The organism is Rhizobium pantanalense (genome assembly GCF_030182525.1).
GTDB lineage: Bacteria > Pseudomonadota > Alphaproteobacteria > Rhizobiales > Rhizobiaceae > Rhizobium.
This window is the reverse complement of record NZ_JAQJCH010000012.1, coordinates 86,808-112,770: the sequence shown is the minus strand read 5'-3', so window position 1 is coordinate 112,770 and position 25,963 is coordinate 86,808. Positions and strand designations below refer to the sequence as shown.

28 protein-coding genes are annotated in these 25,963 nt (G+C 60.1%); 7 read left to right on the top strand and 21 right to left on the bottom strand.

Translation table 11 applies throughout. The features are described 5' to 3' along the window. Positions 1–13: 13 nt before the first annotated feature. Positions 14–925 carry a LysR family transcriptional regulator gene (locus tag PH558_RS27015; RefSeq protein WP_285207671.1) on the bottom strand — a complete coding sequence of 304 codons (912 nt, stop codon included), beginning with the start codon at positions 923–925 and terminating at the stop codon, positions 14–16. Positions 926–1,218: 293 nt separating this feature from the next. On the opposite strand from PH558_RS27015, the gene PH558_RS27010 reads away from it, so the two are divergent. Beyond that, entirely contained in the window at positions 1,219–2,145 is a 927-nt protein-coding gene (locus PH558_RS27010; RefSeq protein ID WP_285207670.1) for an alpha/beta hydrolase, read from the top strand. 168 nt (positions 2,146–2,313) lie between these two features. On the opposite strand, the gene PH558_RS27005 is transcribed toward PH558_RS27010, so the two are convergent. From PH558_RS27005 to PH558_RS26980, 6 genes are all read right to left on the bottom strand, one after another. Next, on the bottom strand, positions 2,314–3,120 hold the full coding sequence (locus tag PH558_RS27005; protein WP_285207669.1) for a maleate cis-trans isomerase family protein: 807 nt from the start codon (positions 3,118–3,120) through the stop codon (positions 2,314–2,316). Positions 3,121–3,153: 33 nt separating this feature from the next. Then, the gene (locus PH558_RS27000) at positions 3,154–3,873 is read right to left on the bottom strand and encodes an ABC transporter ATP-binding protein (RefSeq protein WP_285207668.1); all 720 of its coding nucleotides are present in this window, start codon (positions 3,871–3,873) and stop codon (positions 3,154–3,156) included. Then, positions 3,870–4,628, bottom strand: a complete 759-nt coding sequence (locus PH558_RS26995) for an ABC transporter ATP-binding protein (protein WP_113409841.1) — start codon at positions 4,626–4,628, stop codon at positions 3,870–3,872. The genes PH558_RS27000 and PH558_RS26995 overlap by 4 nt, the downstream gene beginning before the upstream one ends. Further along, complete coding sequence (locus tag PH558_RS26990) at positions 4,621–5,514, bottom strand: branched-chain amino acid ABC transporter permease (RefSeq protein WP_285207667.1); 894 nt, start codon at positions 5,512–5,514, stop codon at positions 4,621–4,623. The genes PH558_RS26995 and PH558_RS26990 overlap by 8 nt, the downstream gene beginning before the upstream one ends. Next, positions 5,507–6,400 carry a branched-chain amino acid ABC transporter permease gene (locus PH558_RS26985; protein WP_285207666.1) on the bottom strand — a complete coding sequence of 298 codons (894 nt, stop codon included), beginning with the start codon at positions 6,398–6,400 and terminating at the stop codon, positions 5,507–5,509. The genes PH558_RS26990 and PH558_RS26985 overlap by 8 nt, the downstream gene beginning before the upstream one ends. A gap of 80 nt (positions 6,401–6,480) precedes the next feature. Then, positions 6,481–7,575, bottom strand: a complete 1,095-nt coding sequence (locus PH558_RS26980) for an ABC transporter substrate-binding protein (RefSeq protein ID WP_285207665.1) — start codon at positions 7,573–7,575, stop codon at positions 6,481–6,483. A gap of 213 nt (positions 7,576–7,788) precedes the next feature. Between PH558_RS26980 and PH558_RS26975 the strand changes: the two genes are divergently transcribed. The 4 genes from PH558_RS26975 to PH558_RS26960 all read left to right on the top strand — a co-directional run bounded on the left by PH558_RS26975 (position 7,789) and on the right by PH558_RS26960 (position 11,174). Further along, a complete protein-coding gene (locus PH558_RS26975; protein WP_095438492.1) occupies positions 7,789–9,039 on the top strand; it encodes a D-amino acid dehydrogenase in 1,251 nt (416 codons plus the stop codon). A 41-nt stretch (positions 9,040–9,080) separates the two neighbouring features. Further along, a complete protein-coding gene (locus tag PH558_RS26970; RefSeq protein ID WP_095438493.1) occupies positions 9,081–9,434 on the top strand; it encodes a RidA family protein in 354 nt (117 codons plus the stop codon). 61 nt (positions 9,435–9,495) lie between these two features. After that, positions 9,496–10,227 (top strand): GntR family transcriptional regulator, encoded by a 732-nt coding sequence (locus PH558_RS26965; protein ID WP_285207664.1) that lies wholly within the window; start codon positions 9,496–9,498, stop codon positions 10,225–10,227. A gap of 2 nt (positions 10,228–10,229) precedes the next feature. Next, positions 10,230–11,174 carry a DMT family transporter gene (locus tag PH558_RS26960; protein ID WP_285207663.1) on the top strand — a complete coding sequence of 315 codons (945 nt, stop codon included), beginning with the start codon at positions 10,230–10,232 and terminating at the stop codon, positions 11,172–11,174. Positions 11,175–11,450: 276 nt separating this feature from the next. On the opposite strand, the gene PH558_RS26955 is transcribed toward PH558_RS26960, so the two are convergent. The 14 genes from PH558_RS26955 to PH558_RS26890 form a co-directional block, all read right to left on the bottom strand. After that, positions 11,451–12,464, bottom strand: coding sequence for an aldo/keto reductase (locus tag PH558_RS26955; protein WP_285207662.1), 1,014 nt, complete (start codon positions 12,462–12,464; stop codon positions 11,451–11,453). Positions 12,465–12,692: 228 nt separating this feature from the next. Beyond that, positions 12,693–13,772, bottom strand: a complete 1,080-nt coding sequence (locus PH558_RS26950) for an ABC transporter ATP-binding protein (RefSeq protein ID WP_285207661.1) — start codon at positions 13,770–13,772, stop codon at positions 12,693–12,695. Continuing rightward, entirely contained in the window at positions 13,769–14,569 is an 801-nt protein-coding gene (locus tag PH558_RS26945) for an ABC transporter permease (RefSeq protein WP_095438497.1), read from the bottom strand. The genes PH558_RS26950 and PH558_RS26945 overlap by 4 nt, the downstream gene beginning before the upstream one ends. 1 nt (position 14,570) lies before the next feature. Continuing rightward, a complete protein-coding gene (locus PH558_RS26940) occupies positions 14,571–15,443 on the bottom strand; it encodes an ABC transporter permease (protein WP_285207660.1) in 873 nt (290 codons plus the stop codon). Positions 15,444–15,557: 114 nt separating this feature from the next. Next, positions 15,558–16,568 carry an ABC transporter substrate-binding protein gene (locus tag PH558_RS26935; RefSeq protein ID WP_285207659.1) on the bottom strand — a complete coding sequence of 337 codons (1,011 nt, stop codon included), beginning with the start codon at positions 16,566–16,568 and terminating at the stop codon, positions 15,558–15,560. 55 nt (positions 16,569–16,623) lie between these two features. Continuing rightward, positions 16,624–16,938 (bottom strand): NIPSNAP family protein, encoded by a 315-nt coding sequence (locus tag PH558_RS26930; protein WP_285207658.1) that lies wholly within the window; start codon positions 16,936–16,938, stop codon positions 16,624–16,626. A gap of 5 nt (positions 16,939–16,943) precedes the next feature. Then, the gene (locus PH558_RS26925; RefSeq protein WP_285207657.1) at positions 16,944–18,407 is read right to left on the bottom strand and encodes an aldehyde dehydrogenase; all 1,464 of its coding nucleotides are present in this window, start codon (positions 18,405–18,407) and stop codon (positions 16,944–16,946) included. A gap of 5 nt (positions 18,408–18,412) precedes the next feature. Further along, positions 18,413–19,453: an LLM class flavin-dependent oxidoreductase gene (locus PH558_RS26920; RefSeq protein WP_285207656.1), complete on the bottom strand. Its 1,041-nt coding sequence runs from the start codon at positions 19,451–19,453 to the stop codon at positions 18,413–18,415. Beyond that, positions 19,450–20,385, bottom strand: a complete 936-nt coding sequence (locus tag PH558_RS26915; RefSeq protein ID WP_285207655.1) for a flavin reductase family protein — start codon at positions 20,383–20,385, stop codon at positions 19,450–19,452. Before PH558_RS26915 ends, PH558_RS26920 begins: the two co-directional genes overlap by 4 nt. After that, positions 20,382–21,218 (bottom strand): alpha/beta fold hydrolase, encoded by an 837-nt coding sequence (locus PH558_RS26910; protein WP_483314193.1) that lies wholly within the window; start codon positions 21,216–21,218, stop codon positions 20,382–20,384. The genes PH558_RS26915 and PH558_RS26910 overlap by 4 nt, the downstream gene beginning before the upstream one ends. Positions 21,219–21,242: 24 nt before the next feature. Beyond that, positions 21,243–21,845 carry an amino acid synthesis family protein gene (locus PH558_RS26905; protein ID WP_113409864.1) on the bottom strand — a complete coding sequence of 201 codons (603 nt, stop codon included), beginning with the start codon at positions 21,843–21,845 and terminating at the stop codon, positions 21,243–21,245. A 338-nt stretch (positions 21,846–22,183) separates the two neighbouring features. Further along, positions 22,184–23,095, bottom strand: a complete 912-nt coding sequence (locus tag PH558_RS26900) for an agmatinase (RefSeq protein WP_285207648.1) — start codon at positions 23,093–23,095, stop codon at positions 22,184–22,186. 21 nt (positions 23,096–23,116) lie between these two features. Beyond that, the gene (locus PH558_RS26895) at positions 23,117–23,812 is read right to left on the bottom strand and encodes a GntR family transcriptional regulator (protein ID WP_095438506.1); all 696 of its coding nucleotides are present in this window, start codon (positions 23,810–23,812) and stop codon (positions 23,117–23,119) included. An 86-nt stretch (positions 23,813–23,898) separates the two neighbouring features. Further along, positions 23,899–24,600 carry an ArsR/SmtB family transcription factor gene (locus PH558_RS26890; RefSeq protein ID WP_285207647.1) on the bottom strand — a complete coding sequence of 234 codons (702 nt, stop codon included), beginning with the start codon at positions 24,598–24,600 and terminating at the stop codon, positions 23,899–23,901. Positions 24,601–24,729: 129 nt separating this feature from the next. Between PH558_RS26890 and PH558_RS26885 the strand changes: the two genes are divergently transcribed. Together PH558_RS26885 and PH558_RS26880 are read left to right on the top strand one after the other, a co-directional pair. Then, positions 24,730–25,497, top strand: coding sequence for a metallophosphoesterase family protein (locus PH558_RS26885; protein ID WP_285207641.1), 768 nt, complete (start codon positions 24,730–24,732; stop codon positions 25,495–25,497). 247 nt (positions 25,498–25,744) lie between these two features. Next, positions 25,745–25,897 carry an autotransporter outer membrane beta-barrel domain-containing protein gene (locus PH558_RS26880; protein WP_158225483.1) on the top strand — a complete coding sequence of 51 codons (153 nt, stop codon included), beginning with the start codon at positions 25,745–25,747 and terminating at the stop codon, positions 25,895–25,897. Positions 25,898–25,963: the final 66 nt, after the last annotated feature.

Below are 25,963 nucleotides of genomic sequence, written 5' to 3'. Positions count from 1 at the left end.
ACGCGACTATTACTCAGTTGGAGGGGAGATGGGAGCGGCCCTTCAGAAACGCGACGAATGCGCGCAATGCCGCTGATTGGTGGCGCCTGCTCGGAAAGTAGAGGTAAAGCGCCTCCAGCGGCGAAGACCATTCAGGCAGGACCCGTGACAACTTTCCAGCGGCGAGGAGGTCGGACACGCTCGCAGCCGGCGCGCTGACAATTCCTAAGCCCCTTACAGTCAGCTCGATCTGGGAGGCGAGATCGTGAACGATCGTTGCCGCGGGCGGCGCGATCTGCACGGTCTCGCCCGCGGATTGCAGGATCCATGGTATGATCAAGCCGGTCGTCTGACTGCGGCACACCACGGCGCGGTGACTGAGCAGATCGCTTGGGAGATTTGGCACCCCTCGAGCATGAAGATAGGCAGGTGAAGCGACGAGAACGGCTTCTGATTCGGGGGCGACTGGAACTGCCACCATGTCCTTCTCGAGGCAATTGCCATAGCGTAATCCTGCGTCGTAGCCTTGCTTGACGATGTCGATCATGCGCGCTTCGACGGCGATCTCGAGCTCCACCTCAGGATAGGTGTCCTGAAAAGCCGCCAATGCTGCGGCAATGAGCAGGTCGAAAGGCGCGCGTGGCATGGTGAGGCGCAAAGGGCCTGCTGGCCGACCGCCCCGCCGTGCGGCCTCCTCCGCGGCTCGCTTCAATTGCGACAGGGCAGGAGCTGCCGCGAGGAGATAGTCGGCACCTACTTCCGTCAAACTTAAACTGCGGGTCGAGCGGCGCAAAAGCGGCGTACCGAGCCGCCCCTCAAGGCTTCGGATCGCCTGGCTGGCCGCGGATGGAGAAATACCGAGACGCCTCGCTGCTTCGGAAAAGCTACCGGCTTCGGCCACGGCGACAAACACAGCCACACCTTCGAGGATATTTTTATGTCGCAAGTGATCCACCTTGAAGTTTTGCTTCATACTTCATGTGTGATTTCAGGGCTAATCGCAAGCATCTGTTCGGCATACGGTTGCGCATGCCTATGATCCAACACCATCCTGTCGAAGGTCCGATCCTGATCGGACATCCCAACCAACGTTCGATCGCCATCGGGAGCGGTGTAGCCGTCCTGCCAGGCGTAGCAGGGGAGACGCCCTCACCCTCACCAACGCTGGTTTCACGCACTTGCAGCACGTCCCGTCAGACAACGCATTACATCGAATGCGGGCCGGCCGATGGACCGCTGATGATCTTCCTCCACGGCTGGCCGAGCATAGGTTTGATGTGGCGCGCCCAGATGAACGCCTTCGCCGCCGACGGGTGGCGCTGCATCGCTCCTGATCTTCGCGGCTTTGGCAGCTCTTTCGCACCTGCAGCCAACGATGCCTACACCATCGAGGAAATCGTGGCGGACATGACTGAGCTCCATGACCACCTTGACCGCGAGGCTGCAATCTGGGTTAGCCACGACTGGGGCAGCATCGTAGCCGGTGCGTTGGCCGCGCATGAGCCGAAGCGCTGCCGTGGCGTCGTACTGATCTCGTGGGCGTATTTTCCCGACGGGAACGCCCTGCCCACGCTCGTCCCGCTGGTCGATCGAACGATTTACCCCGCCGACCAATATCCGGACGGCCAATGGGACTACTACCGCTACTACACGACGCATTTCGAGTCGGCGGTGGCTGACCTCGACGCGGACGCGGAAGCATCGTTGGCATCGATCTTTCGATCGGGCAGCCCTGCCGCCGTCGGCAAGGTTTCGCCATCCGCGAAAGTCACGCGCAACGGTGGGCGCTTCGGCGCCGCACACCGAGCCCCGCCCACTCAGCCTGACCCGGCACTGTGGCCGCCGGTGGACTTCGAAGAGCTGGTGCGCGCGTTCAAGCTTCGCGGCTTCCGCCCTACCTGCGCATTGTATCTGAACGGTGACGCCAACACTGCCTACGCTCGCGAGGCGCCCAATGGGGGCCGACTGTCGCAGCCGGTGCTGTTCGTCAACGGCGACTTCGATCAGATCTGCAGCATCAACGGAAATCGTCAGGGCGACCCGATGCGTGCAGCCTGTCGAGACCTTACCGTGGCGAGTCTGTGCTGCGGGCATTGGCTGCCGTTGGAGCACAAGGAAGAACTCATCCAGGTCATCCGACGCTGGCTCCAGAGCAAAAAACTTTGATAGCAGTAACTCAGCGATTGCGCTGTTGGCCTGCTAGCGGTCGCCTCGGCGACCGCTTACTACATTCAGCCGCCACTCGTTGAAGTGGACAAGGCACTTTCCACCTCCAGCTGCTTCGCTGATTACGCTTTTGGCCGGGCCGAAAGATTCTTCGGAATAGAAGGGCATTCAAGGCTTTGGCCGGTCCGTAAGCTCGAACAGGCGGCCGAGATTGAGCATCGGCCGGTCATATCCGGCAAGCCGCAACATGTGCCAGGCGAGTGCATGATTACTTGAGGTTACCGGCTTGCCGAGCTTGGTTTCGACCTGCGCCACGATGCGGGCGACGCGCAGGCTGGTGCAAGATACGAAGACCGCATCGCATTCATCCGAACGTCCAAGATCAAGAATGGCGCGTTCGATCGAAGCCGAAGTGATGCGCGCGACACGATTGTCGTCCGGCTCATGGAAGGAGCCCATGACCGGGATATCCATTCCCCGCGCCATCAGCGAGAGCCGCAGGGAGTGGTTGATTTCCGGCATATAGGGCGTGAGCAGCGCGATGCGTCGGGCGCCAAGCGCTTCCATCGCGGCGCGAGCGGCGGTGACTGGATTGGTCACCTTCACGCCTGGCAGAACCTCGTGCACGCGCTCCGTGATGCGCTCCTCGCCGATGACGAGCGAGCCGGACGTGCAGGCAAAGCCGATCACATCGAATTCCACATCCGGCAGCAGGCCAACCGTCCCGGGAATCTCGTCCGACATCTTCATCAGATTGGCCGGCGTGATCTCGACGTCGCTGTAGAGCCGCGCTTCATAGAGCGCCACGTCCGATGACGGCAGTGCGAAGCGAAATTCATCCTCGATCGTCTGATCGGTCCTGAGAACCAGCAGACCGAGATTGGCAAGCGTACCGATGCCTTCGTCGATCTCGAAAGGCAACCCTTCCTTGTTGACGGCCAGGGGGGCTGCGGACGATGGCGAATGGATGGTCATTGGATATGTCTCCGGAAAATGGGAAAATGAAATTCAGTGTTTGTCGCCGCCGAGATAGAGCGAGCGCATTGCCGGATCAGCAAGGAGGTCGCTGGCAGCGCCCTCGATCGCGACGCTGCCGAGCGACAGGACATAGGCGGTGTCGGAGACGTGCAGCGCTTCGAAGGCATTCTGTTCCACCATCAGGATAGAGGGACCATCCCGGCGCCTGATATCGGCGATCGCCTCGAAGACGTCGTGCATCATGCGCGGCGAAAGCCCGGCCGAGGGTTCGTCCAGAAGAAGAATGGATGGTTCGAAGATCAGCGCCCGGGCAAGGGACAGCAACTGCCGCTCGCCGCCGGACAGGGCAGATGCCCGCCTGTTCTTCTTGGCAGCCAGGCTCGGATACTGGTCAAGAAGCGCATCGAAACGGCGCTCCCTGTCCCTTCTCTCCATCAGGCGGCCGCCGAGCAATATATTTTCCGCGACCGTCATCGTCGCGAAGACATTGTCCATCTGGGGCACGAAGCCGACCCTGTGATGCCGAACCTTGCGATAGGTCTCGACATCGGTGACAATCTCGCCCGACATGCGGATGTGGCCCGCCCGCGGGCGGACAAATCCAGCGATGCATTTCAACAAGGTGGACTTGCCGCACCCATTCGGGCCGAGAATGGTGACGATCCTGCCCGGCTCGGCCTTGAGCGAAATGCCGTTCAATATATCCGGCCCGTCGCCGTAACCGGCCCTGACCTCGCTAACTTCGATCATGCCATCGCCCTCTTCTGTCTGGCATTGCCAAGGTAGGCTTCCACGACCTGCTCGTTGGATGTGAGCTGAGACGGCAGGCAGTCCGCAATCACCGCGCCGCGATCCATCACGACGCAGCGGGTGCATAGTTCGCGGATGAAATGCATGTCGTGCTCGATGATCAAAAGCGTGATGCCGGAGGCCCGGATGCGCTGCAGAAGCCCGATCATGTGATGGCGCAGATTGGGATGCACACCGGCTGTCGGTTCGTCGAGGCAGATCATCCGGGGCGATGCCCGCAGGACGAGTGCGATTGACAGCAGCTTCTTCTGCCCGCCGGACAGCGAGGCAGCCGGCAGATGGCGGACATGTGACAGCGCCAGATCGTCCAGCAGACCGTCGATTTCCGCCTTCTCGTCGGTTTCTCGCCGGAACAGGCTGCGGAAGCCCGCCTTGCGCGCCGATGCTGCGTAGAGCAGTTCGGCAACGGTCATCCTGCGGGGCATGGAGGGGAGCTGAAAGGTGCGGACCAGCCCTCTGCGGGCAATCCGATCCATGCCCAGGCCGGTAATGTCTTCGCGGCAGAATATCACACGTCCTGCATCGGCGGGAAACACCCCCGAAATGAGGTTGAGCAGCGTGGATTTTCCGCATCCGTTCGGGCCGAGCAGGCCGACGACCTCGCCGGGCCGGATGCTGAAGCCGACATTGGCGAGGATCTGATTGGCGCCAAAGGACTTGGCGATGCCTTCAAGAGTGAGGACCGGCTCAGACATAACGGCCCCCTCCCACACGTTCAGGCACGATGCCCGATTGGCGCCAGAGAATGAAGATGATCAATCCGCCACCGGTCAGAAACAGCCGACCGGCAGCCACATATTCCGTCGGCAGACCGATCCAGTCCTTGACGAAGGGAATGAAGGCGAAGGCGAACTGCAGCAGAAATGCGCCGACGATGGCACCAATATTGTTGCCGAGACCGCCGACCACGATCATCGCCCAGATCAGAAAGGTCTCCGAACTGTCGATCTGCTCCGGACCGGCGAAACTGATATAATGTGCAAACAGAAAGCCTGATATCGCGGCAAGCACGCTCGATACGGCCATCAGCTGGCGTTTGAGCGTGATCGTATTGTAGCCGAGCGACGCGGCGAGTTGTGGCTCTTCGCGCATGATCTTGATCGACAGGCCATAACGCCCGCCAATGAGATGACGGCAGAGCAGAGCGGCCGCAAGGACAAGCGCAAGAACCGTAAGGAGAATTGCGATCTGACGTGTCTGGCTGTCGAGATCGAAATAGAACGGCCGAATGCCGCCAATGCCCTGTGCGCCGCCAGTCAGCCAATCCTCATTCGTCGCGATGATCCGGATCACTTCGGCCAGCGCCAGCGTGACGATGCCCCAATAATCCGCCTGGAGGTTTCGGCCAACGCTGGCGAAAGCCCAGCCCAGCAGAGCGGCTGCGACGATGGCAAACGCAAATCCGAAGATGGCGCTTAAATCGAATTGGAAGGCGATGGCTGCGCCATAGAGGCCGCAGGCAAAGAGGCCGATCTGGCCGAAATTCATCAGGCCGCCGAAGCCTGCCTGAAGGTTGAGGCTCAGTGCGAGCAGCGCATAGAGGCCGGACATGATGGTGACATGAACGATGAAATCAGACACGCTTGACCTCGCTGACGAAAAGGCCGCGCGGGCGCCACAGAAGGGCCGCAACAAGCAGGAGGAAGGAAATGGCGCTGGCATAGGCAACCGGCAGGAAGGCGACGACCTGCCCGAGCAGCGGACCGAAATTGACGGCGGTCACCGCCGTCTCCGCAAATGAAATCAGTAATGCACCGGCGATGGCGCCGAACGGGTTGCCAAGGCCACCCAGAATGGCGGAAGCGAAAACCGGCAACAGGAGATCCATACCCATCTGGATGTCGACTTCCCCCTTGAGCGCGATGGCGACGCCGCCAAGCGCGGCCATGACGCCGCTGATCAGAACGATGATCGTCTTCATCCGGGCCGTGTTGATACCGGTGGCATCGGCCAGCACTTCGTTGGTTGAGGTCGCGCGCATGCAACGTCCGAGATCGGTGCGAAAATAGAGGAGCGCGAACATGCCGATCGCGGCGGCAACGATGGCAAAGCTGAGAAGCTGCGGCTCGGTGATACGCGCATCGAGGATCCGGACCGGACGCGAAAGCGGCATCGCAAAGCGGCTTGGGCTGGGTCCGACCGTGACGAGAAACCCGGCCGAGAAGATCATACTGACAGCGAGCGATCCGATCATCGCTGTCGAGGAGCCGATCTTCAGCATGCGATTGAACAGGAATTCGTTGAAGATGACGGCAAGCAGGCCCGTCAGCAGAACAGCAAAGGCGATCGCGATGACGACGGGCATGCCTGTCTTCTGCAATACGATCGCCAGCACGCCACCGGTGGCGGCATATTGGACCAGTGCGATGTTGGGAAACTTCATCAGCGAGTAGACGGCACTCATGCCGATCGCCACGAGCATGAGATCGCAGGCACGCATGAGCACGTCGACAAGAAATTGAAACATGATTTCGCCCAGTTCAAACGGAAAGAAGTCCAAGCGCCGGCGGAACCGGGGCCGAGGCCCTGTCGCCGGCGTCCTCTCGCTTACTGGGTGGCAACGGCCTTGCCGCTTTCGACCTTCAGGCGAAGATAGGGCTGGGCACTGCGCTGGCCATCGGCATCGAGAACGATCGGCCCCGTGACACCCTCGTAGCTCTTGCCGATGTCGGCGATCGCCGTTTCGATCTTCTTCGGGTCGAGCGAGTTAGCCTTGTTGATGGCGGCTGCGACCAGCATGACGCCGTCATAGGCAAAGCCATTGAAGGTCGAGGTGAAGCTACCCTTGAACTTGGCCTCATAGGCCTTCTGATAGTCGGCGCCATTGCCGCCGATATAATTCAGGTCCATGCCGATCTGACCCTCGACATATTGCGCATCGCTGTCGGCAGTGCACATGGTCAGATAAAGTCCGTACCACTTCTTGTCATTGAGACCGAGCTCGAAACTCTCCCGGTTGATGGTGGCCGATTCCTTGCCATAGGCCGTATAGACATAGAGATCCGGTTCGCCGGCGGCGAGCTGCTGCAGCTCCCGGCGGTAGGTGGTCTGCCCCTCCGTATAGAGGACCGTGGAGGTAATAACACCGCCGAGCGACTTGAACTTGGCGGCAAAGGCATTGGTGATACCCTGGCCATAGGCATTGTTCGGGGCGATGACCGCGACCTTCTTAGCGCCGTCGGCAAAAACGTCCTGCGCGGCGAAGGCGCCGGAGACATCATCAAGGCCGATGACACTGAAAGCGCCCTTGCCCAGGGTGCGGATCTGGGTGCTGGAGCTGCCGATATTGATGTGCACGCGATCCTGCTGCAGCAGATACTGGGCAATCGGAATGGTAATGCCGGACGAGAACTCTCCGAGGACGACCGGCACCTTGTCGACGGTGACGAGCTTCTTGGCCGCGTCCAGTGCAGTGGCCGTGCGGCCGCCGGAATCCTCCGTGACGATTTTGAGCGGATGACCCAAGACACCGCCATCGGCATTGATCTTCTCCAGCGCCAGTTCCATGCCTCGCCGCTGGTCTTCTCCCTGCGTCGCGCTTGAGCCGGAAAGCGGAAGGATCGCGCCGATAACCGCTTCCTGCGCATAGGCTGCTGCGGACAGACCCAGAACGAAAATGCCACTCAATAAAATGCTCTTCATGGCGTACCCCTTTTTGTAAGAATTTATTGTCGACAATAGAAACGACAATAAATTTGTTCGTCAAGTGCGGCGCAACATTTTTTTTGCAACGCACTCATCTCCAGGCGCCATTTCTCTGACAAAATACGGGGGTTTTGTGCGATATAAACGTTGTTGACAGCGAGTTATTGGCACGCATAATTGTCGACAATCAATTCGACAAAGGAAATTTTGATGCATGCTCTGATCCTCGGCGGCGGTGTCGTCGGCATTACCACGGCCTACCAATTGCTCCAGGACGGATATGAGGTGACTGTCCTGGAGCAGGAAAAGGAAGTGGCCGAGAGCACGAGCTGGGGAAATGCCGGCATGATCGCGCCTGGCCATTCCTTCGTCTGGTCGTCACCGGCAGCACCGAAGATCCTCTTGAAATCGCTCTTTATGAAAAACCAGGCGCTGAGGTTCCGCCTGTCGGCCGATCCGCATCTCTACGGTTGGTCGATGCGCTTCCTGATGGAGTGCACGGCGGAGAAGGCAAGGCTGAATACGCTTCGCAAGCATCGCCTTGCGATCCATTCTCAATCGGTCTTGCGGGATGTCGTCACCCGTGAAGCAATGATCTATGACCGCACGACGTCCGGAATCATCTATTTTCACCGGAACAAAACGGCCCTCGAAACCGGCATTCGCAACATGCGGCTTTTGGAGAGCGACGGCCAGGAGATCCGTGTCATCGATGCCGACGAAATCGTCCGCCGCGAACCGGCCCTGCTCGACTCACGCCAACTGATCGCCGGCGGAATACTCTGCCCGACGGACGAGACTGGCAATTCGTCGAAATTCACGAAGGCGCTGGCGGAGATCGTTCGCAGCCGCGGCGGGCGTATCCTGACCGATACGCGAATCCTGAAGCTCGAGCGCAGTGGCAACAGGATTAGCCGGGTGCTCACCAGCAAGGGCGAGTTTACCGCGGATAATTATGTGCTCAGCCTCGGCAGCGAAAGCCCCCTGCTTGCCCGCAAGATCGGGCTGTCACTGCCGATCTACCCGATCAAAGGCTATTCGCTGACCATTCCGATCACCGATCCGGAGCTGGCGCCGAAGGTGCCTGTCCTCGACGAACACAATCTGGTCGCGATAACGCCGATGGGCGATGCGATCCGCGTGACCGCGACGGCGGAGTTCGCCGGCTACGACCGGTCGCATAAGCCCTCCGACTTCGCCTTCATGATGGACGTGACCCGCTCGCTGTTTCCCAAGGGTATCGCTTATGATCGGGCCCATATGTGGGCGGGCCTCAGGCCCATGACTCCCGACAACCTGCCCGTCCTCGGGCGACGGGACATCGACAATCTATGGCTCAATACCGGCCACGGCCATATCGGCTGGACGATGTCGCATGGCTCTGCGCGGATCATCGCCGACCTGATGTCAGGACGAAGCTCTCCGGTCACTCTCGACACCATTCCCCGCGTCGCCGCCTGAAAAGAAAGCGGCAGCAATTCCAACCTACCAAAGGAGACAGCATGAACCAGATCACCAGATTTGGCATCGGCCCACGCATGTCACAGGCCGTCGCCTATGGAAACCTAGTCTTTCTCGCCGGCCAGGTCGCCTTGCGCGCTCCCGGCGCGTCCGTCACCGACCAGACGGCCGACATTCTCGCCAAGACCGACGAGCTTCTGGCTGAAGCGGGATCGGACAAGAGCAAGCTCATTTCCGCATCGATCTGGCTGACGGACATTGCGACATTCAACGAGATGAACGCGGTCTGGGATGCCTGGATCGCTCCCGGCAACACGCCGGCACGCGCCTGCGTCGAATCCAGGCTCGCCGCTCCGCAATTTGCCGTCGAAATTGCCGTTATCGCCGGCATCTGACACCGCTCGGGACGGTCATCCGGGCATGGCCGCACCGGTTTCAATTGACAGGTTGCATGGCATGAGCGCAATGGTCTGGCCGTCATACCATCACAACCTCAAGGATCAAGACGTGTTGGCACCGAAACTCGCGAAAACCGGACCTCGTGTCTATGAGGAAATCCGCCGCATGGCGATGGAATACCGGTTCAAGCCGAACGAACGGATCAACGAACTGGAACTGGCGGCCAAGATGCAGGTGAGCCGCAGCCCCATCCGCGAGGCGCTGCAGCGCCTCGTCACCGAAGGGCTGATCACCTTTCAGGTCAATCGTGGCTTCTTCTGCCGGGGCTTTGACGTCGAGGAAATCCTCAATCTGACCGATGTCCGTATCCTGCTGGAAGAACGAGCCGTGTTCCTGGCGTCGCAAAAGGCCTCGGAACAGGAACTTCGGACACTGGTTGACTGGTGGCAGAAGACCTCCGCCATGGCAGATTCCCTGTCCAGCCTGGACCTGACGGCCAAGGACGAAGAATTCCACATGCGTATCGCCCAGCTTTCCGGCAATCCCGAGCTGGCCAAGATGATCGAGGGGATCAATACCCGTATTCATTTCGTCCGGCAGATCGAGGTTGAAAAGCACCGGCGTCTCTCGACTACCTATACCGAACATAAAAGCATTGCCGATGCGATGCTGAAGCGAGACGGGCAGACAGCGTCGCGGATCATGGGCGACCATATCCGGATCAGCGCCACCGATGCCATGGACACGATGAAGGAAGGCCTCGCGCGCATCTTCATGCGGGAAGGCTGATCATGGCCGCCATTGACCAGGAACGACCTCACGGCGCCTCGTGGAGCGGGATCGGCAATCTGCTGATCGTCTACATCGTCTGGGGAAGCACCTATTTTGCGGTGAAGATCACCGTCACCGGGCCGCCCGCCATCGCGCCGCTGCAACTGCAGACCTGGCGAATTTGGGCGGCAGCTCTGTTACTGATTGCCATTGGCCTTGCCCGCACGAGGCGCCTGCCACGGCTTTCGACGCGACAGCTGGCAATCTGCGCTGCCTCCGGCATATCCATGTGGGTGGCGGGCAACGGGCTAGCCACACTCGCCTCGCGCCATGCTGCTTCCGGCTTCGTTGTCATGGCAATGGGCGTGATCCCGATATGGACGACGCTGATCTCCAGCATCATCGAACGCACGCGGCCCTCGCGCAGCACCGTCGCCGGGCTCGCAATCGGACTCTTAGGCCTGCTTCTCGTCGTTGGCCCACCTGTATTCCTGGCCAACTCTCCATCCGTCGAGGCCGGATACTCCGTCTGGCTGGCATTCGTGCTTTGCGCTGCAGGCTTCACATGGTCGCTCGGCAGCCTGATCCAGAAACCGCTGTTCACGGCGATCTCGCCGATCTGGGCCGCGGGGCTCCAGACACTCGCTGCGGCGATCGTTCTGACCGGCATCTGCTCGGCGAATGGCATAGCACTCATGCCGCCGCTAGATCTCTCCCCCTCCCAGGTCGCAGCGTTTCTTTATCTGGTCATATGCGGCTCTGTCATCAGCCTCCTCGCTTATATCGCGGTGATGAGAATCTATTCGCCGGCCGTTGCCTCAACCTTTGCCTACGTCAATCCACTCGTCGGCGTCATGCTTGGATGGGCTGTGCTCGGCGAAAAGCCAACGCCGATTTCCCTGGTTGGAATTGCAGTGATCCTGACCGGCGTCGCGGTGATCATGATTACCCCCCGGCGTGATTGACCTAAGGCTGTGACAAGGTCTCACCTTTGCTTTCGCGGATCCATGATGATGCGAGCAGTTCAAGTCACGCGCGAGAGCGCTTCAACGAGCTGTAGAGATAACTCTTAATGTTTGAACAACGACCCTTCCAATCCAGACCACCAGCCGCTGAAATCCACGAGATTTATCTTTCGCGGTTACGATTGCCTGCGGCCAAAATGAAATTCCAACTGAGGACGCATTGCCGCCGGGTTATTGCAGCCGCGACACGACGGCAAAGAGGCCTAACCCATCATCCTATTCATGGAGCGATGGCTGGAGACCCGCCAGCGCCTGATCGACCGCCGCCATCACATCTGCCGGCAGCGGTCCCTTGGCCAAGGCTCCGGCGTTTTCCTCGACTTGGGCAACCGTGCGGAAGCCGGGAATTGGCAGTGTGCGCGGCGAACGCGCCCATAACCAGGCAAGCGCGCCCTGTGTGAGCGTGCGGCCGCCCTCAGTCAGCAGATTGCGGACCGCCTCCAGGCGCGCGGCAAATTCGGGAGCAATCCTGCCGTCCTTGAAGTAGACCATCCAGTCGAGGCTCGCACCACGCACATCTTTTTCGCCGACAGCCTTGTCAGGTGTGAACTTGCCGCTGAGCAGCCCCATGGCGAGCGGACCGCGATTGATGGAAATCAGACCATTATGCTCGATGACATCGATCATCGCCGGAACCGGCTCGAAGACGTTCATCGTATGCTGAACCGAAACGAACCCTGCGCGATGCGCGTGACGTGCGGCGCGGTCCGGATAGTCCGTACTCCAGCCGAAAGCATCGATCTTGCCTTCGGCCTTGAGCGCTTCGAGTGTCTCAAATACCTCGTCAGAAGCTTCGAGCGGAAAATCGTTAAGATGGAACTGCAGCAGATCCAGACGATCGCGGCGCAGGCGGCGCAATGACGTCTCAGCGGACTGCCGGATAAAGGCAGGATCGGAAAAGGCGCCCGTGGCTTGCTTGGTCTTCTCGTCCGTCGCGAAGCCGAATTTGGTGGCGATGGTGATATCGTCGCGATTGCCGATCGCCTTGCCGACCACCTCCTCGGAATGCCCAGCCCCGTAATTCGAGGCGGTGTCGAAGAAGCGAATGCCAAGATCCACCGCCCGGTCGATAGCACGGACCGATTCATCATCATCGACATCACCCCAGCCGAGCGGCACATCGCCAGCGTAAAACGGTCCGCCGATTGCCCAACATCCCATGCCCAGGCGTGGAATTTCCCGGTCATTCCAGAGCGTCATTGTGGTCGCGCTATCGGGTTTGGTCAGCATGTCGTCCTCCACGGTCATCTATCGTTGCAGGCAGACATAGGAAGAGATGCCTGAGCGATAAACAGCCAAATCTGCAGGGTATTTTTCATTGATGAAAAACGGCTGGCTGCTGCGCGACATAAACGCAGGAAGCGCTGCATGGTCATAGAACGCACTCTGACGCAAATAGGGCTGCCGCCCTCGCACGGCTGTCTTCATCGTGCGTCGAGAACGCCGACCCGGCCAGCGCTAGCAGAAGACATGCGCGGCATCGGGATCGAACTCCAGATGCACATTATCGCCGCGGCTGAGACCCGAGATGGCTTCGTGGCCGAAGGGCAGGCGCACGGACAGGGTTTCGCCGGCGGCAATCCGCGTGGTCACATGCACGTTGTTGCCGAGGAAGGTGATATCGTTGACCGTCGCACTGAGGCCCTTGCTCACACCCGCCTTGCGCCCGAGCCGGATGCGTTCCGGCCGCAACATCAATGCCGCTTTGCTCCCCGATGTCGGTCGGCCGTGAACCGGGATGCTGTCGAAGATGATCTTGTCGCCGAGTGAGATCGTCGCCTGGCCATTGTCCGATGAAAGCAGATGACAGGGGATGAAGTCGCTGTCGCCGATGAATTCGGCGACAAAGCGCGTGCGTGGATTGGCATAGAGTTCCGGGCCGGTTCCTATCTGGTCGATGATGCCTTTGGAGAAGACGGCGATACGATCGGACAACCGCAGGGCCTCTTCCTGATCGTGGGTCACATAGAGGATCGTTACCTCGGTCTGCTCGTGGATCCTTTTGATCTCGTGCTGGATCTCTTCGCGCAATTTTTTGTCGAGAGCCGACAACGGCTCGTCCATCAAAAGCACCGGCGGATCATAAGCGAGTGCCCTTGCAAGAGCCACGCGTTGCTGCTGGCCGCCTGACATTTGCGCGGGCTTGCGGTCCTCGAAGCCTTCGAGGCGGACGAGACGCAGCATTTCCCTGACCCGGCTGTCGACCTCTGCCTTCGACTTGCGGCGAACCTTCAACGGAAAGGCGATATTCTCTCCGACAGTCAAATGCGGAAATAGCGTATAGCGCTGGAACACCATGCCGATATTGCGCTTGTGCGACGGCGTCGACAGTAGCGTCTCGCCATTCAGCAGGATATCGCCCCTGGTCGGGTTCTCGAAACCGGCGAGGATATAAAGCGTCGTGCTCTTGCCCGAGCCGGAGGGGCCGAGAAAGGTTAGGAACTCGCCGCGCTTGACCTCGAGATTGACGTCGTGGACTGCGACGACGGGACCATATTCCTTGCGGATACCTTTGATCTTCAGGAAGGATTCGCTCATTTTTTTAGAACCTTGCGCACGGTCGCGGCCAGCGTCATCAACATGACCGTCAATAGGATGAGAAGAGTGGAGGCGGCAGCAACCACTGGCGTCAGGTCCTGCCGGAGCGTAGCCCAGACTTTGACGGGCAGCGTCTGCAGCGTCGGGCTCGCCATGAAGATCGCAACGACCACCTCGTCCCAGGACGTCAAGAACGAGAACACGGCCGCGGAGAACAATCCATGGCTGATGGCGGGCAGCGTGACCCTGATTTTCGCCTCCAGCGGAGACGCGCCGCAAAGCACGGCGGCATCCTCGATCGACTTGTCGAAGCCCTCGAGCGCGCCAGTGATCGAGAGGATGGAAAAGGGGAGCGCCAGGACAAGATGGGACAACACGAAGCCGACCAAGGTGCCGCCCAGCCCAATTCGCAGGAAGAAGGCGTAGAGAGCGACGGCGAAGACGACGACGGGAAGGATCATCGGCGTCAGGAACAGTGCCTTCAGCGCATCGCGAAACATGAACTTCCCGCGCACCAGGCCGAAGGAGGTCACAAGACCGAGCAGCACCGAAAGCACGGTGACGATCGAAGCGATCTTGAAGCTCGTCCAGGCGGAAGCCAGCCATTGCGGATCGGAAAGCAGTTCTGCGTACCAGCGCCAGGTCCAGCCCGGCGGCGGAAAGATCAGCCATTGCGATGAGCCGAAGGACAAGGCGGCGATGAACAGGATCGGCAGAAGAAGAAAGGCCGCGGTCAGGACGGTGATAGCAAGCAGCACATATTTCCACCACCCGAGACGATCGAAATTCAGCAGCATCTCAGCGTCCTCCCGTGCTCTGAACGCCGAAGAGCCGCAGCTGGACGGCATAGAGCGTCAAAGTGACGACGAGCAGGACGAAGGCCGCCGCGCCGCCCATGCCCCAATTGACGAGTGATTGCACGAACTGAGCGATGAGTTCGGCGAGCATCATGTTTGCGGTACCGCCAAGCAGTGACGGCGTGACGTAGTAGCCGAGCGACATGACGAACACCATCAAGGCTCCCGCCATCATGCCGGGAGCGGCAAGCGGTATCAGAATGCGAGTGAGGCACTGCAGACGGCTGGCGCCACAGAGTGCTGCCGCCTGCAGCACGGCCGGATCAATCTTCTTGATGACGCCGTGGAGCGGCAGTATGATGAAGGGCAGCATGATATAGGTCATGCCGATCGTCACGCCGGTCAGGTTGTTGACGAGGGCAAGCGGCTTATCGATCAGGCCCATGCCAATGAGCACCTTGTTGATCAATCCCGTGCGTTGCAAAAGCACCATCCAGGCATAGGTGCGCGCTAGCAGATTGGTCCACATCGACAGCAGCAGGATCGCAAAGACGACCGAAGACCAGCGCGAAGGCATGATCACCAGCGTCCACGCGACGGGAAAACCGATCAGCAGCGACAGGACGGTCACGACACCAGATACGATGAAGGTATTGCCGAAGATCTTCAGATAGGTCTCGGAGCCCAGCAATTCCGCGTAATTGCCAAAGCCGAATGCCGGCTCCATCATGCTGCGCAAAAGCAGCGCGATGACCGGAAAGATGAAAAAGATCGCGACGAAAGCGAGAGCCGGCGCCACCTGGGCAAATCCGGTAGGCCTTGCCGCCTTGCGCGCCGGTGCGGCCTCGTCCGCAACGTCTATGTATGTCGACATGGCAATCCTTTCCCACCACGGGCGCCGACGGGCAGCGATCGCTACTCGCGGGCCTGGACCTCGCATTGCCCCACCGCGGAGATTTTTCCGCGGTGGTCTGGTCATCTCCGCCGCTTACTGCGCCTGCCAGGCGTACCACTTCTTGCCGATGGCATCTCGGTTCGCGGCCCAATAATTCATGTCGGCATTGACCTGGTTGGCGGTCTGCTGGTCCGGCAAGGTCTTGGCTATCTCAGGGTCCATAAGTTTCGCCGAGCCGAGGTTGGTCGGCGCGTATCCGGTAGCCTTGGCCAGATCGGCCTGCGACTGTGCCGAGGTCGCGAGCGCGATGAACTTCATCGCCGTTTCGAGGTTCGGCGCACCCTTCGGGATGACAAGGGAATCCGCAGCCGTGATGTTCTGGCTCCAGGAGGTCTCCGTCTTGACGCCGCTGTTGGCAAGCGCGGTCATACGGCCATTCCAGAGGCTGCCGAAAGGCGCCTCGGCCGACGCCAGCAGCTGCTGCGATTGCGCGCCGCTCGACCACCAGACAATATCGGATTTGATCGTATCGAGCTTCTTGAAGGCACGATCGAGATCGAGCGGATAAAGCTTGTCGGCGGGAACGCCATCGGCCAAGAGCGCCGCTTCGATGACGCCCGGCGCGGACCATTTGTAGAAGGTCCGCTTGCCGGGGAATTTCTTCGTGTCGAAGAGATCGGCCCAGGTCTTCGGGCAGGCGCTGACCGCATCGGCGTTGCAGCCGATGACAAAGGAATAATAGAAGCTACCGACGGAGTAGTCGCTGACGAAACGCGGATCGAGCTTGGACTTGTCGATGACGGAGAAGTCCAGCTTTTCGAGCAGACCCGCCTTGCCGGCTTGCGCGGCATAATCACCCTCGACGTCGACGACATCCCAGCTCACCTGGCCGGCTTCGACCATCGCTTTCAGCTTGCCGTAATCCGTTGGACCGTCCTGCATGACGCCGATACCGGTCTTCTCAGTAAACTGGTTGGCCCAGGCGACCTTCTGCGCATCCTGCGTCGTTCCTCCCCAACTCGTGAAGACGATGGTGTCGGCCTTGGCGGGCATGGATGCGGCCATCATTGCGGCAAAGGCCGCGAGTGCAATTCTTGCTTTCATGTTCCCTTGTCCTTGTTTTTCAGTTTTTAGAAGCATGCCTTACGCACCCGCCCGTTCACCCCAAGGGGGAGAAACCGGCGGGCTTCATAATCTTGTTTTCCGCTTGTTCGATCAGGTCGCGGATCTTCGGCAGGAAGGCCTGCCAATTGGTGTCGGCGGCCAGCCGCCCGCGCCGCGCCTCGCGATCATCGAGGCTTGAATAGGCCCAGATGTGAACGATCTCGTTGATGACACCGATTTCCGAGTAGAAGTAGCCGACAAGATTGCCGAGATGCGCCTTCTGGATCGCAATCCCCTCCTCTTCCACGACCTGCAGATATTGCGGGATGGTGCCGTTCTTCAGCCGGTAGGTGCGGATCTCGTAAAACATCGGCCTCACCTCATGACAAAGGGATCGGGGATCGGATCATCTGATGTGCGCAGCCAGATCGTCTTGGTGCGGGTATAGTCGAGCGCCGCCGCAAGCCCGCCTTCCCTGCCATGGCCGGAAAGGCCAAAGCCACCGAAGGGCGCGATCGGCGATACCGCGCGATAGGTGTTGACCCAGACGACGCCGGCGCGGATGCCCTTCATCAGGCGATGGGCGCGCGTCAGGTTCTGGGTGAAGACGCCGGATGCCAGGCCGTAGCGGGTGTCGTTTGCAAGCCTCAACGCTTCTGCCTCGCTCTCGAACGAGACAACCGACAGAACCGGTCCAAAGAATTCCTCGGCCAATGACGGCGAGTTGACACCATCGCAATCGAGGATCGTCGGCGGGAAGTAATAACCCACGCCGTCTAGCTTCTGGCCGCCGGTGACCAGCCGAGCGCCGCTCGCAATGGATTTCTCGACGAGAGTGGCCACATGATCCTGCTGGCGCTTCGTGGCGAGCGGGCCGACCTCCGTTGCCATGTCGAGCGGCGAACCGATGCGGATCGCCTCGGCCTTGCGCTTGAGGATCGACAGAAAGGCGTCCTTGACGCTGGCCTCGACGATCAGCCGCGAGCCGGCAACGCAGCTTTGACCGGTCGCCGCGAAAATGCCGGCGACTTGCGCATTCGCGGCGCTCTCGAGATGGGCATCGGCAAAGACGATGAAGGGCGATTTGCCGCCCAGTTCCAGCGAGGTCGAAGCAAGGTTCTCGGCCGAATTGCGGATGACATGGCGTGCCGTCTCCGGTCCGCCGGTAAAGGCGATATGCGCGACCTTGGGGTGCCGCCCGAGTGCCGCGCCGCAAGAAGGGCCAAAACCGGTGATGATGTTGACGACGCCGGCCGGAAAGCCCGCTTCGTGGACCAGGCGCGCGAATTCGAGCAAGGGCGCTGGCCCATCTTCGGACGCCTTGACGACCATGGTGCAGCCGGCGGCGAGCGCCGGGCCGATCTTCACCGCCGACAGGAAGAGCTGGCTGTTCCAGGGCACGACCATGGCAACGACGCCGACCGGCTCGCGGCGCAGCCAGACATCCATGTCCGGCTTGTCGATCGGCAGATAGGAGCCCTCGATCTTGTCGGCGATGCCGGCATAGTAGCGATAGTAATCGGCGACATAGGCTATCTGCGCCGAGGTCTCACGGATGATCTTGCCGGTGTCGCGCGTTTCCAGTTCGGCAAGTTTCCGCGCATTGGCCGCGACGAGGTCTGCAAGCCTGTAGAGAAGCTTGCCACGCTGCGTCGCCGTCATCTTCGCCCAGGGGCCTTCGTAAAGTGCCTTCTCGGCGGCATTGACCGCCCCGTCGACATCAACCTCGCGCGCCTCTGGCATCTCGGCCCAGACGTCGCCAGTCGCGGGATCGATGCTCTGGAAGCGGGCTTCTCCATCCGAAAACTCACCGTCGATATAGTGCTGGAAGCGCTGCACGTCGTTTACTCCTGAAATGCCGGCATGACTTCGGCGATGAAGCGTTCGAGCGAGGCTTTCTTGCGCTCGAACGACATGCCTGTGTCGATCCAGAAGGAATATTCGTCGTAGCCCATCGCCTGATAGGCCTTCAGTCGGGCAATCACGGTTTGGGCATCGCCGACGACATTGTTGCTGCGCATGACCGCATCCGACAGCATGGCATTGGCGCGAATATTCTCTTCCGGAATCCGCTCGATCAGGCCCTGATGGACCGGCTTCTCGTTTTTGAACCAGGCGAAGAAGTAGTTATAGTAGACGCTGAGCTCGTGAGCGGCCCGCGCGATGTCGTCCTCGGACGAGCCGACATAGGTATGGCGCAGGAGCATGATCTTCGGCCGCTCCATATACGGGCTCTTGGCGCAGGCATCGTTGAACCGCCCCATCAGCGCCTCGACTTCATCGTCACCCTGCCAGAGCGGCGTCACCTGGACATTACAGCCATTGGCGACGGCGAATTCATGCGAATTCGGGTCGCGCGCGGCAACCCAGATCGGCGGGTTCGGCTGCTGCAGCGGCTTCGGCGCTGAAGTGGTCGACGGGAATTTGAAGAATTCGCCCTCATGGGCGTAATCCCCCTGCCAGATGCCTTTGACAGCCGGGATCAGCTCGCGCATGCGCTGGCCAGCGCCCCAGGCGTCGAGACCCGGCAACAATCGCTCATATTCGAAGGAATAGGCGCCGCGGGCAATGCCGATATCGAGCCTGCCGTCGCAGATGATGTCGGCCATGGCGGCTTCACCGGCAAGCTTGATCGGATGCCAGAAGGGCGCGATCACCGTTCCCGTTCCGAGCCTTGCCCGCGATGTCCGCCGCGCCAGATCGGCGATGGTCACGAAAGGGTTCGGTGCGATGGTAAAATCCATCCCGTGATGCTCGCCCGTCCAGATCGCGTGCATGCCGCCCCTGTCGGCGATCTCGCACAGCGCGACGAACTCCTCATAGAGGCTTTTATGCGTCTGGTTCGCGTCGAGGCGCTCCATGTGAACGAAGAGAGAGAATTTCATGCTTGTACCGCCTTCCCGGAAACCGGCCGCACCATGCCGGAGGTCTCATCGCCAAAATAGACCCCGAAATTGCCGATCTGGCTTTCCAGCGCGAAGCGGGAGACGATATCGGCCGTGGAGCTGGTCTTGAAATGCGCGGTCTTGAGTGCATCCGGCTTGAGGAACCGGCCCTCGCGCGGCTCACCTTGTGAAGCAAAGGCCCGATAGACGATGTGATGCTTGCCGTCGCTCTTGCCTTCATAGACGGAATAGAGAAAGCCGACAGTCACGGTAAGGCCGGTGAGCGTTTGCAAATACTGACCGAGAATGTCGGCTGGGCTTCCCTCCCGGCCCTCGCAATTCGGAAGAGCAAGAACATCATGGCCAAGCAGCAGGATTTCGCCATCGCGCTCGACCACCGCGCCAAGCTCGATATTGCCTTCCGCAGCGGCGGAGACTGCCTCACTTGCCAGGATCGGCGTGAAATAGCCGCCGCGGGCATAGCCGAGGCCATTGCGGCCGCTATTGTCGAACGAGACGATACGACCCATCAGGACGACATGGTCGCCGGCATCGACCACCTGCTCCATGGCGCACTCGAACCAAGCGGCGACATCGGCAAGGATCGGACAACCATTTACCCCAGAATTCCATTCGACGGCGGCAAACCGATCTTCAACGGGCCTAGCAAAGGTGTTGGAGACGGCCTTCTGCGTTTCCGACAGCACATTGATGGCAAAGTGCTTCGAGCTCGTCATGGCCGCGAAATTACGCGAGGTCTTGGCAAGGCAGACGAGAAGAAGCGGCGGATCGAGCGAGACCGATGTGAAGGAATTGGCTGTAAAGCCGAGCGGCAGACCCGCCTGATCGCGTGCGGTGACGACCGTCACACCGGTCGGAAATGCGCCGAAGGCGTCACGCAACGCCCGTGGATCGAAATCTTGTGTCGTCATCTTGCGTCCTCCCCGCATGAAAGCCACTCGGCAAGCAGCTCATTGACGATTTCAGGCGCCGTCAGGTTCACCATATGGCGGTGGCCTTCGACGATGCGCGCCCAGCCTTTGGGTGCAGCCGCAGCCATCTGCTCCGCCATCCGCGGCGTCGAATTCGGATCGTCCGAACCCGTCAGGAACAACGCAGGTGCTCCGACATCCGGCCAGCGATCGGCATAGGTCTCATCACCGCCGGCAAAAGCCGCATAGGCAGTGGCATAAGCTTTCGGATCCACAAGGCCCAACCAGGTCCGCGTGAGCTCCCGCGCGACTCCACTTTGAGCATCATCGCCGAACCAACGCAGCAGCGGACCTTCCTTGTCGACACCTGAAATCGGTATTGCGGCTGCGCGCGCCAGCACGGCCGCCTTGGCCTCGGGATCGCGCCGATAGACACCATTGAGATAGGCGACCCGCTTGATCCGCTTACCGAAGGTGGCGGCAGCCCCTCCTGCAACGAGCGCACCCATCGAATGGCCGGCAACATTGACCTTGCCGAGTTCCATCTCATCAAGAAAACCACCGAACCAGGCGACGAAGGCTTCCAGCTTGCTGCCGGAGGGCAAACCAACGCTTTCCCCATGGCCCGGCATATCGACGGCGATGACGCGCTGGCTACGAGAAAAAACCTCGATCTGTGGCATCCAAGCTTCAAGCCGCATGCCGACGCCGTGGATCAGAACCAGTGGCTCGCCTTTGCCGACCTCATGATAGGCCGTGCCGACTGCCGTGTGTTTGCGGAGCAAACCTTCCGTCTTCAGATGATCGGGCTTGCTCTGGTCCATGGTTTCCATCGCCGGCATCCAGACATCCGATCCTTACACGCCGGCCGGATTGGAGGCGTCCTGCCCCAGATCCTTGAGGTCTTGGTAACGATCGCCGATGCGATGGTGCGGCCGCCCACCGACGGAGGCGCCGAGAGCCACGACGATCTCATCGGCGGCAGGCGCATCGGGGACCGACGTCTGGATCGTCAGATAATGCGAACGACGGCCTTCATCATTCTTGTCCATCAGCGGGATCATGATCGGTGCATTGGCCGGTCCGCGCGTGTTGCAGAAAGCGAGATAGGATTTGGCGCCGACGGCATGGCGATAGTGATTGCCGAACCGCAGGGTGTGGATCAGCGCGGATGCATGTTCGATTTCGCCATCGAGACCGACGACGGCCGATTTGCCATAGGCTTCGACCGCCTCGCCCGATCCGACCGCATCGATGATCATCTTGGTGAGCAATTCACCGAGAACAGGCGCAGCGGCATGAATCTCGGGCTTCAGATCCGCAACGAAGCCGCGGCCGGCCCAGGGATTTTTGACGATCGCGCAGGCCGAAAAGAGCTTCAACGGCGTCACTGCCGCCTTCCCCCCTTCGACAAGCGTCGTTTCGATCTGCAGGACGGTTTTTCGGATTTGAAGGCCCACGGCTCACTCCCATCTAGGATTATGTATGATGGTATGCCATAATATAAGACTGTCAAGCATCTTTAAGCGACCGGACTGAAAAACCTGCCGCACATCAGAAATGACCAGTTATATCAGCGCCTTATCGATAGCAGCGACAAGCGATGCCTGTCGTCGCATATCTTCACCTGTCAATATTCCGCTTTTGTATTCATTATTATGGTATACCGTCACCCTGAAGGCGTGGGAGAGTCAACCCGCTTCACCAGGCAAACGATAATGTGATGAGGTGTGACGCCCACCGGTATCGTCCGGCGTCCTGCAAGTCGGCCCCTCACACCGCGGGAATTTCGCCGGCGTTACCCTTGGCGGACGATAGCGCCGATTGCATTGACGACAATGCGCGCGGCGGTCAGGGCCGAAAGGCCATCGATATCGGCGGGAGGATAGAGCTCCACCAGATCAAACCCCGCGATGTCAGCCCGCCGGCCTAGGCCGGCGATCAGGTCGATGACCTGCGTATAGGTGAGACCGCCGGGGGTCCGCGCCGCCACGCCCGGCATGATGCCGGGATCGATGCTGTCGCAGTCCAGGGTCACGACGACTCGAGCTCCCTCCGGAATATGCCGAAGAGCGGCTTCGACCCCTTGGGCGTGGATCTCGCGGGCCGTGACAAAGCAGCTGCCATAGCGCAGTGCCGTCTCGACATCCGAAGGACGGGCGCTGCCGACGCTGCGCAGACCGACCTGCACCATTCCGGCGACATGTGGCATCTCGCTTGCCCGCCGCATCGGGCTTGAATAACCGTAGCGCTCGCCATGCAACTCGTCGCGCCAGTCGATATGGGCATCGATCTGCAAGATCCAGACCGGCCCCTCATCCGCAAAGCCGGCGATGAAGGGGATCGTGACGGAACAATCGCCGCCAAGCAGGATCGGCACGGCCGGCAATGCCAGGATCTCGCGCGTCTTTTCCTGAATCCGATCGCGGTTGCCGGCATTGTCGTGCATGACAGTCTCGATGTTTCCGGCATCGACGCAGCAAGCTGGCTTGCCGTCGAACAGCGGACCGCCGAGATCGAAATCCCAGTGTTCGATCAGCCCGGCATCCTCCCCGCTGGCGTCCCGGATTGCCCCGGCCGACAGGGCATGGCCGCTGCTGTCCTTGCCGGGATAGGTGCTGCCGTGACCGGCGCCGAAGATCACCACATGCGGCAGACGACCATCGTCAAAGCGGTCCGGGAAGCCGAGAAAGGAAGAGGAAGCCGTCATCTTCATGGCCTTGGCGAAAAATCAATCGATCGGCTGCCGCCCGGAAAGCACGGCCTGGGCGATGGCGCTTGCACTGGTGACATGATCCATCGCCGCCTGATAGGCACCATCGCCGTCACCACGCCTGATAGCATCGACGATACGCGCCATCTGCGCAGGCCCTTGAACATCGCGATTTTGCGTCTTGATCGTCATGGAGCGCAGGTGATTGATGCGCACGGTCAGAAGGTTGACGACGCCCCAGGCGACATGGCGGTCGACCATGCTGAACAGCGTCTGATAGAAGGACGATGTATGGGCGAGCACGCCGGCCATATCCTTCTCGCGGTAGCTATGCCTTATGTCCTCGAGCGACTTGTCCAGGGCATCGGCGATCGCGGGATTGTTCTGCTCGGCGCAAAGCCGTGCCGCCATCCCTTCGAGTGCGGCACGGATCTCGTAGATCTGCTTGGCTTCGTCATGATTGAGCTGGGCGACGATCGGTCCCTTGTTCGGAAGATTGGCGACGAGGCCTTCGGATTCGAGATGGCGCAGGACCTCGCGCACGATCGTGCGGCTGACGCCGAGCTGCGCGCAAAGATCGCGTTCGACCAGGCGGTCGCCCGGGCGGAAATAGCCGTTGATGATCGCCTCCCGCACCTTGTCGAGGGCGAGCTCCCGCAACGTCTTCGTCGGACGCTCCACGCGAATTGCGGCGCCCTGCGCATCATCATTCATTTCCGCACCCTCGATCTTCGGATACCATAATATGGCCTACCAAAATCATCTATTGTCGAAATGAAGTCAATGCAGCAGACCCCCCGTCAGAGCAAGGCTTGTTCTTGAATGCCGAAATGCTCCTTCAACACCTTCCAGCCTTTCGGCGTCACGTCAACGGCGCGGGACGACGGCGCCCGCCGGATGCAACCCTCCGCGAAGAGGAGGTTGGTCAAATGAACGCCAAGGAGTCCGGCAAGATGATGTTCTCTCTCCGTCCAATCGAGGCATTGCCGGGCAAGCCCGTAGCGCGTGGGTCTGATGCTTGCCGTGTTCATGCCCATGCAGTCGAACCACTTCGCACCATCAGGCGTAAGTTCGAACCGCTTCTTTTCGGCCGCGACAAGGAACCCCTTCTCCAATAACCCATGAGTCACGGCGATCCCGACCCGGCCGGCCAGATGATCATAGCAGCAGCGCGCAAACCGAAGCTTCTGCGCATCCCGGGTCAGTGGCTTTCTTCGCACCGATTCCGCCGGACTGATCGAGGCCAGGGTCTCGAGCGCCAGCGCGACATGGGAACCGGCGAGACGATAGTATCGATGCCTCCCCTCGGTTTCCACGGCCAGCAGCCCGCCGGCCAACAATTTGCCAAGATGGGAACTGGCCGTCTGTGCCGTCACGCCGGCAGCGTAGGCAAGCTCGCCCGCTGGCCGCGCCCGACCATCGAGGAGCGCCGACAGCATGGCGGCCCGCGTGGGATCGGCAATCAGAAAGGCAACGGCTGCTATATTCGGCTGGGTCGTCATGTCTAGGTCTCTTCATATCAGGCTGCACCATAACACCGAAATAGTTCGCATGCTTCGACACGTATCGAAGCATTGGAGCAGATTGCCATCCTAGACTGACCGCTCAAGCAATTGCCGCGGAACCGACCCATGACAAAGACCATCCTCGCCTTTTTCACCGACACCCATCTCGGCCAGAAGCTGGTCACCAAGACCGAAATTGCCGGCGACAAAATGGGCTATGAAGAGACGCCGCAAGAGCACGAGCACCACCTCCGCTTGGTCCTCGACGACATCGCTCGCAAGGGCATTTCCAGGGTCGTCTTCGGCGGCGATATCGGCACCGCACATTCGGTCGGCAGCTTTTTCGAACTCCTGCGCGCTTATGCCTTCGATGTGTCGCTCATCCTCGGCAATCACGATACTTACGGCAATGTCGCGCCGGACTACGACATGGGCGGCAGTACCGTGGCAGGGAAACTGTGCTACTCGCAGCAAGATCCGCATTTGAAACGGATTTTCCTCGATACGTCCGACAACGCCGTCGGCGACGGCCAGAGCAAGTGGCTCGCCCGCGAACTCAAGGGTGTGAAGCGGGCCGCGATCTTTCTGCATCATCCGATCCTGCCGCTCGACACGCCGATAGATAGAACCGGAGCAGCCCTGCGCGATCGGGACGAGGTCAGATCGCTTCTGATCGGCATGGATTGCCGGATATCCCTGTTCTGCGGTCACTACCACATGATCGACGAAGCCCGGGAGGCAAACATCAGACAATATGTCTCGCCAGCGGTCTCCTATCAGATCGTCAAGCATTCCGAACGTCTCGAGGCCGATACGGGGACATTCGGCTATCGTATTCTAGAGATGGACGAAGAAGAGATCAAAACGCAGGTCGTCTTGTTTTCAAAGACCTAACGCGCGAATGTCTTACCGCGCCACTTCGCGGCAACAGGGGGAAAAAGCACTTCACTTCAGAGCGATGACGCTATATCGTATCGAAGCGCTGCGGAATCGCCAGCTGATTTGAAGATATCACGATGAGCGTGCTTCTCTCTCCAGAACTCATGGTTTGTGGCATTGAGGAGTTGCCCGCTCAACGCGCGCGAAACGTTAGCCACGTGCTTTCCCTCCTCGGCATATCCCGAGCTCGATGAATACTTCGATGAAGGGCACCTCGATGGAGGTTTGCGGCGGCGTGGTCTATGCCGTCAACACAACCTTCAGCGTCTTTGCGACGGCGGACTATCGGTTCGATGTCAGCGGCGAACATCAGCGAACGTTCCAGGGCAATGTCGGACTGCGAGTGAAGTGGTAAGGACGACCGGCGTCGACTGAGTTTCTCCGGCCGCCGCGCAAACCCGCCATCAATGCGTCAGCTGGC

Bases quoted from the DNA above. Each gene is read 5' to 3' on its own strand.
- PH558_RS27010 (WP_285207670.1), top strand. From the start codon at position 1,219: ATGATCTTCCTCCACGGCTGGCCGAGCATAGGTTTGATGTGGCGCGCC.
- PH558_RS27005 (WP_285207669.1), bottom strand. From the start codon at position 3,120: ATGACCATCCATTCGCCATCGTCCGCAGCCCCCCTGGCCGTCAACAAG.
- PH558_RS27000 (WP_285207668.1), bottom strand. From the start codon at position 3,873: ATGATCGAAGTTAGCGAGGTCAGGGCCGGTTACGGCGACGGGCCGGAT.
- PH558_RS26995 (WP_113409841.1), bottom strand. From the start codon at position 4,628: ATGTCTGAGCCGGTCCTCACTCTTGAAGGCATCGCCAAGTCCTTTGGC.
- PH558_RS26985 (WP_285207666.1), bottom strand. From the start codon at position 6,400: ATGTTTCAATTTCTTGTCGACGTGCTCATGCGTGCCTGCGATCTCATG.
- PH558_RS26980 (WP_285207665.1), bottom strand. From the start codon at position 7,575: ATGAAGAGCATTTTATTGAGTGGCATTTTCGTTCTGGGTCTGTCCGCA.
- PH558_RS26975 (WP_095438492.1), top strand. From the start codon at position 7,789: ATGCATGCTCTGATCCTCGGCGGCGGTGTCGTCGGCATTACCACGGCC.
- PH558_RS26970 (WP_095438493.1), top strand. From the start codon at position 9,081: ATGAACCAGATCACCAGATTTGGCATCGGCCCACGCATGTCACAGGCC.
- PH558_RS26965 (WP_285207664.1), top strand. From the start codon at position 9,496: ATGAGCGCAATGGTCTGGCCGTCATACCATCACAACCTCAAGGATCAA.
- PH558_RS26960 (WP_285207663.1), top strand. From the start codon at position 10,230: ATGGCCGCCATTGACCAGGAACGACCTCACGGCGCCTCGTGGAGCGGG.
- PH558_RS26955 (WP_285207662.1), bottom strand. From the start codon at position 12,464: ATGCTGACCAAACCCGATAGCGCGACCACAATGACGCTCTGGAATGAC.
- PH558_RS26950 (WP_285207661.1), bottom strand. From the start codon at position 13,772: ATGAGCGAATCCTTCCTGAAGATCAAAGGTATCCGCAAGGAATATGGT.
- PH558_RS26945 (WP_095438497.1), bottom strand. From the start codon at position 14,569: ATGCTGCTGAATTTCGATCGTCTCGGGTGGTGGAAATATGTGCTGCTT.
- PH558_RS26940 (WP_285207660.1), bottom strand. From the start codon at position 15,443: ATGTCGACATACATAGACGTTGCGGACGAGGCCGCACCGGCGCGCAAG.
- PH558_RS26935 (WP_285207659.1), bottom strand. From the start codon at position 16,568: ATGAAAGCAAGAATTGCACTCGCGGCCTTTGCCGCAATGATGGCCGCA.
- PH558_RS26930 (WP_285207658.1), bottom strand. From the start codon at position 16,938: ATGTTTTACGAGATCCGCACCTACCGGCTGAAGAACGGCACCATCCCG.
- PH558_RS26920 (WP_285207656.1), bottom strand. From the start codon at position 19,453: ATGAAATTCTCTCTCTTCGTTCACATGGAGCGCCTCGACGCGAACCAG.
- PH558_RS26915 (WP_285207655.1), bottom strand. From the start codon at position 20,385: ATGACGACACAAGATTTCGATCCACGGGCGTTGCGTGACGCCTTCGGC.
- PH558_RS26910 (WP_483314193.1), bottom strand. From the start codon at position 21,218: ATGGAAACCATGGACCAGAGCAAGCCCGATCATCTGAAGACGGAAGGT.
- PH558_RS26900 (WP_285207648.1), bottom strand. From the start codon at position 23,095: ATGACGGCTTCCTCTTCCTTTCTCGGCTTCCCGGACCGCTTTGACGAT.
- PH558_RS26895 (WP_095438506.1), bottom strand. From the start codon at position 23,812: ATGAATGATGATGCGCAGGGCGCCGCAATTCGCGTGGAGCGTCCGACG.
- PH558_RS26890 (WP_285207647.1), bottom strand. From the start codon at position 24,600: ATGACGACCCAGCCGAATATAGCAGCCGTTGCCTTTCTGATTGCCGAT.
- PH558_RS26885 (WP_285207641.1), top strand. From the start codon at position 24,730: ATGACAAAGACCATCCTCGCCTTTTTCACCGACACCCATCTCGGCCAG.
- PH558_RS26880 (WP_158225483.1), top strand. From the start codon at position 25,745: ATGAAGGGCACCTCGATGGAGGTTTGCGGCGGCGTGGTCTATGCCGTC.